Origin of the sequence: Bacillus sp. JJ664 (assembly GCF_036962205.1) — a bacterium.
In the GTDB taxonomy this organism is placed as follows: Bacteria; Bacillota; Bacilli; order Bacillales; family Bacillaceae_G; genus Gottfriedia.
Window position 1 is genome coordinate 1 of record NZ_JBALMS010000172.1, and the last position, 5451, is coordinate 5451.

Sequence of the window (5451 nt, forward strand, 5' to 3'; positions counted from 1 at the left end):
ATGAGCAATCTAAAAATGCGTTAAATCTCAACATTTACATCGTTATTGGTTCGTTAATTTTTACAATCGCTATTACATATTTACTAGTTCGAAGTATCAGAAGGCCATTAATCTTATTATCTGGTCAGGTAAAAGAAGTATCAGAAGGTAATCTTGGAATAGAACCAATTCGCATTAAAAATAAAGATGAAATTGGTGAGCTTGCAAACCATGTCAATGCTATGACAGAGAATTTAAAAGTCTTAATTGAAAATGTTATGTACAATTCTCAGTTAGTAGCTGCGACATCTGAAGAACTTTCAGCAAGTGCTGAAGAGACGAGTCGAGCATCTGAACAGATTACAAGCTCAATTATTTATATTGCTGAAGGTGCAGAAAAACAAGAAAATAGTACACATGAAGCATATTCAGTTGTGAAAGAAATTTCAACGGGAATGGAACAAGCTGCATTGTCAATTCAAACTGTAGCAGAAAACTCACAATCAACTTCGGAAAAAGCCATTTATGGAAATAAGGTATTAGATAAAACTGTAAATCAAATGAACATGATCCATCAAACAGTTAACCATACGTCTGAAATCGTAAACTCATTAGGTGAAAAGTCAGATGAAATTGGTAAAATCGTAACAATCATTACAGAGATTTCTGAGCAAACGAATTTATTAGCTTTAAACGCCGCTATTGAAGCTGCAAGAGCTGGTGAACAAGGCAAAGGGTTCGCTGTAGTTGCGGATGAAGTTAAGAAATTGGCAACTCAATCAAGAAATGCTGCAGGTCAAATATCTCAACTGGTGGATATTATTCAATTGGAAGTAAACAAAGTTATTGTTTCGATGGAAGAGGGTTCTTCTGAGATTAAAGATGGAATAGATCTTGTTACCGAGTCAGGTGAAAACTTTAAACAGATCGTTAAAATGATCGAAGAGGTTTCATCGCAAACGGAGGAAGTATCAGCAATTTTTGAAGAAATCAACGCAAGCTCTCAAAGTATCATTCAAATTGTAGAAATGACCTCTACGATTTCGGCTGAAGCCTCGGGCCAATCTCAAGGTGTTGCAGCTGCTGCTGAGCAACAAAATGCATCTATGGAAGAAATGGCTGCGTCTGCAGATATTTTAAGTAAAATGGCAGAGGAATTACAAGATACTGTTAAAGGATTTAAGATCTAGGTCTGTCATAAATTTAATTTTTTTAATAAGCCATCTTATATGATGGCTTATTTTTTTGTATGTCTATTCACTTCTAATCATATATGATTATGATAACGGATTTATCTTTAAAGGAGGTTATTAGTGGTTATGAGTTCATTTGCAAAAACACCAAATCCACCTTATTATGCAGTCATTTTTGTTTCTAAAAGAACAAAAGGTGATAATGGTTATGGAAAGATGTCTGATAAAATGGTTGAAATAGCGAGTAAGCAAAATGGATTTTTAGGTGTTGAAAGCGCTCGAGACGAGGGACTAGGGATAACAGTATCTTATTGGGATTCGCTTGAAGCCATTAAAAGTTGGAAGGAACATATGACGCATAAAATTGCTCAGGACCGTGGCAAAAAAGAATGGTATGAGTCTTATTCATTAAGAGTATGTAAGGTTGAGCGAGATTCGTTTTTTGAAATGTAGATGATGTTTAAGGAAGAAATGAGGAAGAAATCATTTCAGAGTTTTATGATAAAGAATGTATATTAACCTTTAATATATCTTATTCAAACCGATAAATTAAATAAGAGCATTTAAAGGGGAGAAAGAATTTGATCCTACAAGAATTAATTACAAATATAAATAAAAGTGTTGAAAGTTTGGAATTATCGATTGCAAGAAAGTATATTGAAGATAACATTGAAATACTTAGAGAACATAAAACGCTTTTAAATAGTAATGCTCGTGAATTATTAACATTTATAGCAAACAGAAGAAATGATGGTTATGAGCAATTAACAAGAAGAGAATTGTTAGTTATTCAGGCTATTAATACAAGTGCGAACAGATTTGATTTGCGCGAATTAAAAAAAATTATTTCCGATAATTCAATGTTATTAGTAAGAAAAGATGCATTAGACTTTTTAAATGCAGATGCAAAAGTCATTTTAGAAGGTATGAAAGCCATTAATCAATCGTAATTGTTTCTAGAGCCATTATACAATGGCTTTTTTTGTTTTTATCTTTTCATATGATTAACTAGCCTTATGAATACAGCCCGTTAATTAATAAAATTAGAGAGTAAATGTAAAAAAATAAAATAAATGGAAAGTATTTGAATGAAAATGATAGTTATTATCAATAATATATAATAAAGAAAGGGTAACCATCTAGTCGGTTACCCAAGTCTTTATTAAACTTCTGGAGCAAATGTTTTACAATCTGTTTCCTCAGTATTTGATGCTTTTTTCCCTTTATGACTTACTACATAAATAGCATCTGCACTACATTTGTTACCAGAAGCCCAGAATTTACAATTGTTAACTTCGCAAAGTACATCTTGTGCCATTATTGAGACACCTCCTTTATTGTTATGATTAACATTATAGAGACGATTGATACTTACTTTTTGTCGTTGTACTAAATAAAAAAACCTTATCGAAATAAATGCGATAAGGTTTTTTCTTCTATATTATTCAGACGTTTTAAATGCTGCAATTTCTTCTTGAAGTTCGATTGCCAATCTCGCTAATTCTCCAACAGCAACACTTGTTTGTTCTGTCATTTTCAGTTGTTCTTTCGTATCAGTTACAGTTGATCTTGTTGAATTGAATGAACTAGTTGCTATATTAGAAATTTCATTAAATGATGCAGAGATTTCTTCGGTTGAAGCGGAAATTTGTTCAGATGTAGCAGAAACTTCTTGTATTTGTTTATTTACTTCAGTAATTGAATGTAAAATTTTATTAAAGCTTTCACCTGTTTGGGTAATTGCTTCAAGACCTTTAAGGGTTTGTTTTTCTTCTAATTCCATAGCGTTCATTAAAGTAGAAGTCTCACCTTGAATTGAAGAAAGTATCTCTGAAATTTCACTTGTAGAGCGTTTTGAAGCTTCAGCTAACTTACGTATTTCTTGCGCTACTACAGAGAACCCTTTTCCATATTCTCCAGCTCTTGCAGCTTCTATCGATGCATTTAAAGCTAGTAAGTTGGTTTGTTCAGAAATCCCTTTAATAACATCAATAATAACGTTAATTTCAGAAGACTTTTTACCTAATTGTTGTACTAATTTTGAATTATCTTTAACTGTATCATGAATATTTTTCATTTCAGTTATACCTTGTTGGATGAATACATTGCCTTCGTCCACATTTAACGTTGCTTCTGTAGAAGATTCACTAGCTTCAGAAAGTTTTTCTGCAACATATTGAACACCTGAAGCGATTTCTTCTGTAGCGATAGAAGATTCATTCGTACTTGTCATTTGAACTTCTGCTCCAGCTGCCATTTGTTCCATTGAACTATTTACATTTGAAGTAATTTCACTTACTTGCGTAATCGTAATCGCTAAATGCTCTGATGACTCTGCAAGTTTGTTTGAAGTTAAATTTAATTTTGAAATTAATTGTATTAATGATTCGATCATTTGGTTAAAAGCTTTACCAAGTACGCCGAACTCATCTTTTGATCTAACGTTTACTTTGGCAGTTAAATCACCATTACTTACTTTTTCTGTTACATGTAATAATTCATTTATCGGTTTCATGATAATACGAATGATGTAGAAACTAATTAATGCCCCAATTACTAAGAAAACTAATACAATGATGCCTGTAGTAATTAGAATTGGCATTGCTTCATTCATAAATTCTTTTTGTTCCATTGTACCTAAAACTTTCCAACCAGTTAATGAATTTGTATTATACACTAAGTATTTATCGGCACCCTTATAAGTATAATCAAATTGACCTTTATCGCTTTTTTTGATTCCATCTGTTACATTTTTAGGTAATGAATCACCAGCTTGAATAGTTGGGTGAATAACAACTTTATTATTTATATCAAGCATTGTAGGATAGCCAGTTTTACCAATTTTTACGTTTAATACTAATTCTTTTAATTTATCTAATGTGATATCAAAAGCGATAACGCCACTTCCATCTGGTAAAGCTTTTGCAATTGTTACAATTATTGATTTTGTAGCAGCATCCTCGTAAGGACTTGTAATGATAATTTCTCCATTGCTGCCTTTTGCCTCTTTGTACCAATCCCTTGTTCTTGGGTCGTACCCAGCTGGAAGTTCAACCTTTGGTGAAATATAAATATTCCCGTCTTCAGTTCCAACATATGAGGTACTTACTTCCTCATGTGTGTCAATTACATTCTGAAATTCACTTAAAAGATTCGGTAAGTTTGCTTCTTGATAGCTCTTTTTATTAATTGTTTTAGATAATAATTCCATTAGTCTATATTCACTGGAAATCGTACTAGTAATGTTATCATTAATTAAAGATACATTTTCTGATGCACTACGTACTAAATTTTCCTTTACTTTGTTTTTAGCGCTAACAAAAGAAGAAATTCCGATTACTGCACTTGGTACGACAATGAGAATAGCTAAAAATAATAATAACTTTGTGCGAATTTTAATATTTAACATGTTTGCTCGTTCCTTTTCTCCGAAGTAAAATATATAGCTGTTACCTTTATTTCGGATATAAAATTTAGAATTTTTACTAATTTAAAACATTTCCAAAAAATAACATTTAAAAAAGACAAAAAAAAATAATTCGTATTTGTATTTTCTAAAGCAGCAGTTCAATTATGGGTTAGTTGTTGTATCTGATGAGTGCATTAGTTTTATATTATAAGGATGTATATGGTAGGAGAAAATCTGATTGATTAGAGTTGTAGGGTCTAGGAGTATTTCTTATGAACATTGTTTTGAAATTTATGTAATGTAATTTGGTAAATTAGCTCTAGCTTTTTTATTAAGCTATAGAAATCTTGATCCAAGGTCTCTTTATGAGAAAGTATTTTGATAATGCTTTCTTTCTCTTTTTCAAGTGAAGAATAGTTCATACTTTTAAGCAAATTTTCATAACTTTTATTTACGGTCATATATTTTATCGATCCTCCAAACATAGTTGATAATACAATTTCATATAATACACACTAGATGATAAAAAATCTTCTAAAAAATCAAAGTTCTATAATTAAAATTTTTCTAAATATTTAGCACAAAAAACATAGAATAATAATTCTAGAACNNCACCTTAAAAAACTGTATTTTAAGGCAAATGATAAAAAGAATAATCATGCTGATTTTTAAAATAATGCTTAGACCTACTAAATAAAAGTAGGAATTCGTTCTAAATACAATGTTGTATCCGTTTCCAATTAACTGGAAAAAGATTAAATACTATAGACTTTTGTTTATTAATATAGAGCTTAAAGACAAGACGTAATTAATAGAATATTCTTATTAAAAACTTTGAAATAATCGTAAGATAGCAAATGAGAAGAAAAA

The 5451-nt window shown here is 30.8% G+C and carries 5 protein-coding genes and 1 pseudogene; 3 read left to right on the forward strand and 3 right to left on the reverse strand.

The features are described from left to right. From V7056_RS19415 to V7056_RS19425, 3 genes are all read left to right on the forward strand, one after another. A partial coding sequence (locus tag V7056_RS19415; RefSeq protein ID WP_499704036.1) for a methyl-accepting chemotaxis protein occupies positions 1-1169 on the forward strand: 1169 nt, incomplete at its 5' end. 129 nt (positions 1170-1298) lie between these two features. Then, positions 1299-1625 (forward strand): antibiotic biosynthesis monooxygenase family protein, encoded by a 327-nt coding sequence (locus V7056_RS19420; protein WP_499704037.1) that lies wholly within the window; start codon positions 1299-1301, stop codon positions 1623-1625. A 128-nt stretch (positions 1626-1753) separates the two neighbouring features. Then, complete coding sequence (locus tag V7056_RS19425; protein WP_499704039.1) at positions 1754-2122, forward strand: hypothetical protein; 369 nt, start codon at positions 1754-1756, stop codon at positions 2120-2122. Between the two features lie 212 nt (positions 2123-2334). Here the strand turns inward: V7056_RS19425 and V7056_RS19430 are convergent, their stop codons facing one another. The 3 genes and pseudogenes from V7056_RS19430 to V7056_RS19440 form a co-directional block, all read right to left on the reverse strand. Continuing rightward, positions 2335-2490 carry a DUF1540 domain-containing protein gene (locus V7056_RS19430; protein ID WP_499704040.1) on the reverse strand — a complete coding sequence of 52 codons (156 nt, stop codon included), beginning with the start codon at positions 2488-2490 and terminating at the stop codon, positions 2335-2337. A 123-nt stretch (positions 2491-2613) separates the two neighbouring features. Continuing rightward, positions 2614-3567 carry a methyl-accepting chemotaxis protein gene (locus V7056_RS19435; RefSeq protein ID WP_499704042.1) on the reverse strand — a complete coding sequence of 318 codons (954 nt, stop codon included), beginning with the start codon at positions 3565-3567 and terminating at the stop codon, positions 2614-2616. After that, positions 3562-4581: pseudogene (locus tag V7056_RS19440) on the reverse strand (cache domain-containing protein); the annotation flags it as partial. The pseudogene V7056_RS19440 and the gene V7056_RS19435, both read right to left, overlap by 6 nt. Positions 4582-5451 lie beyond the last annotated feature (870 nt).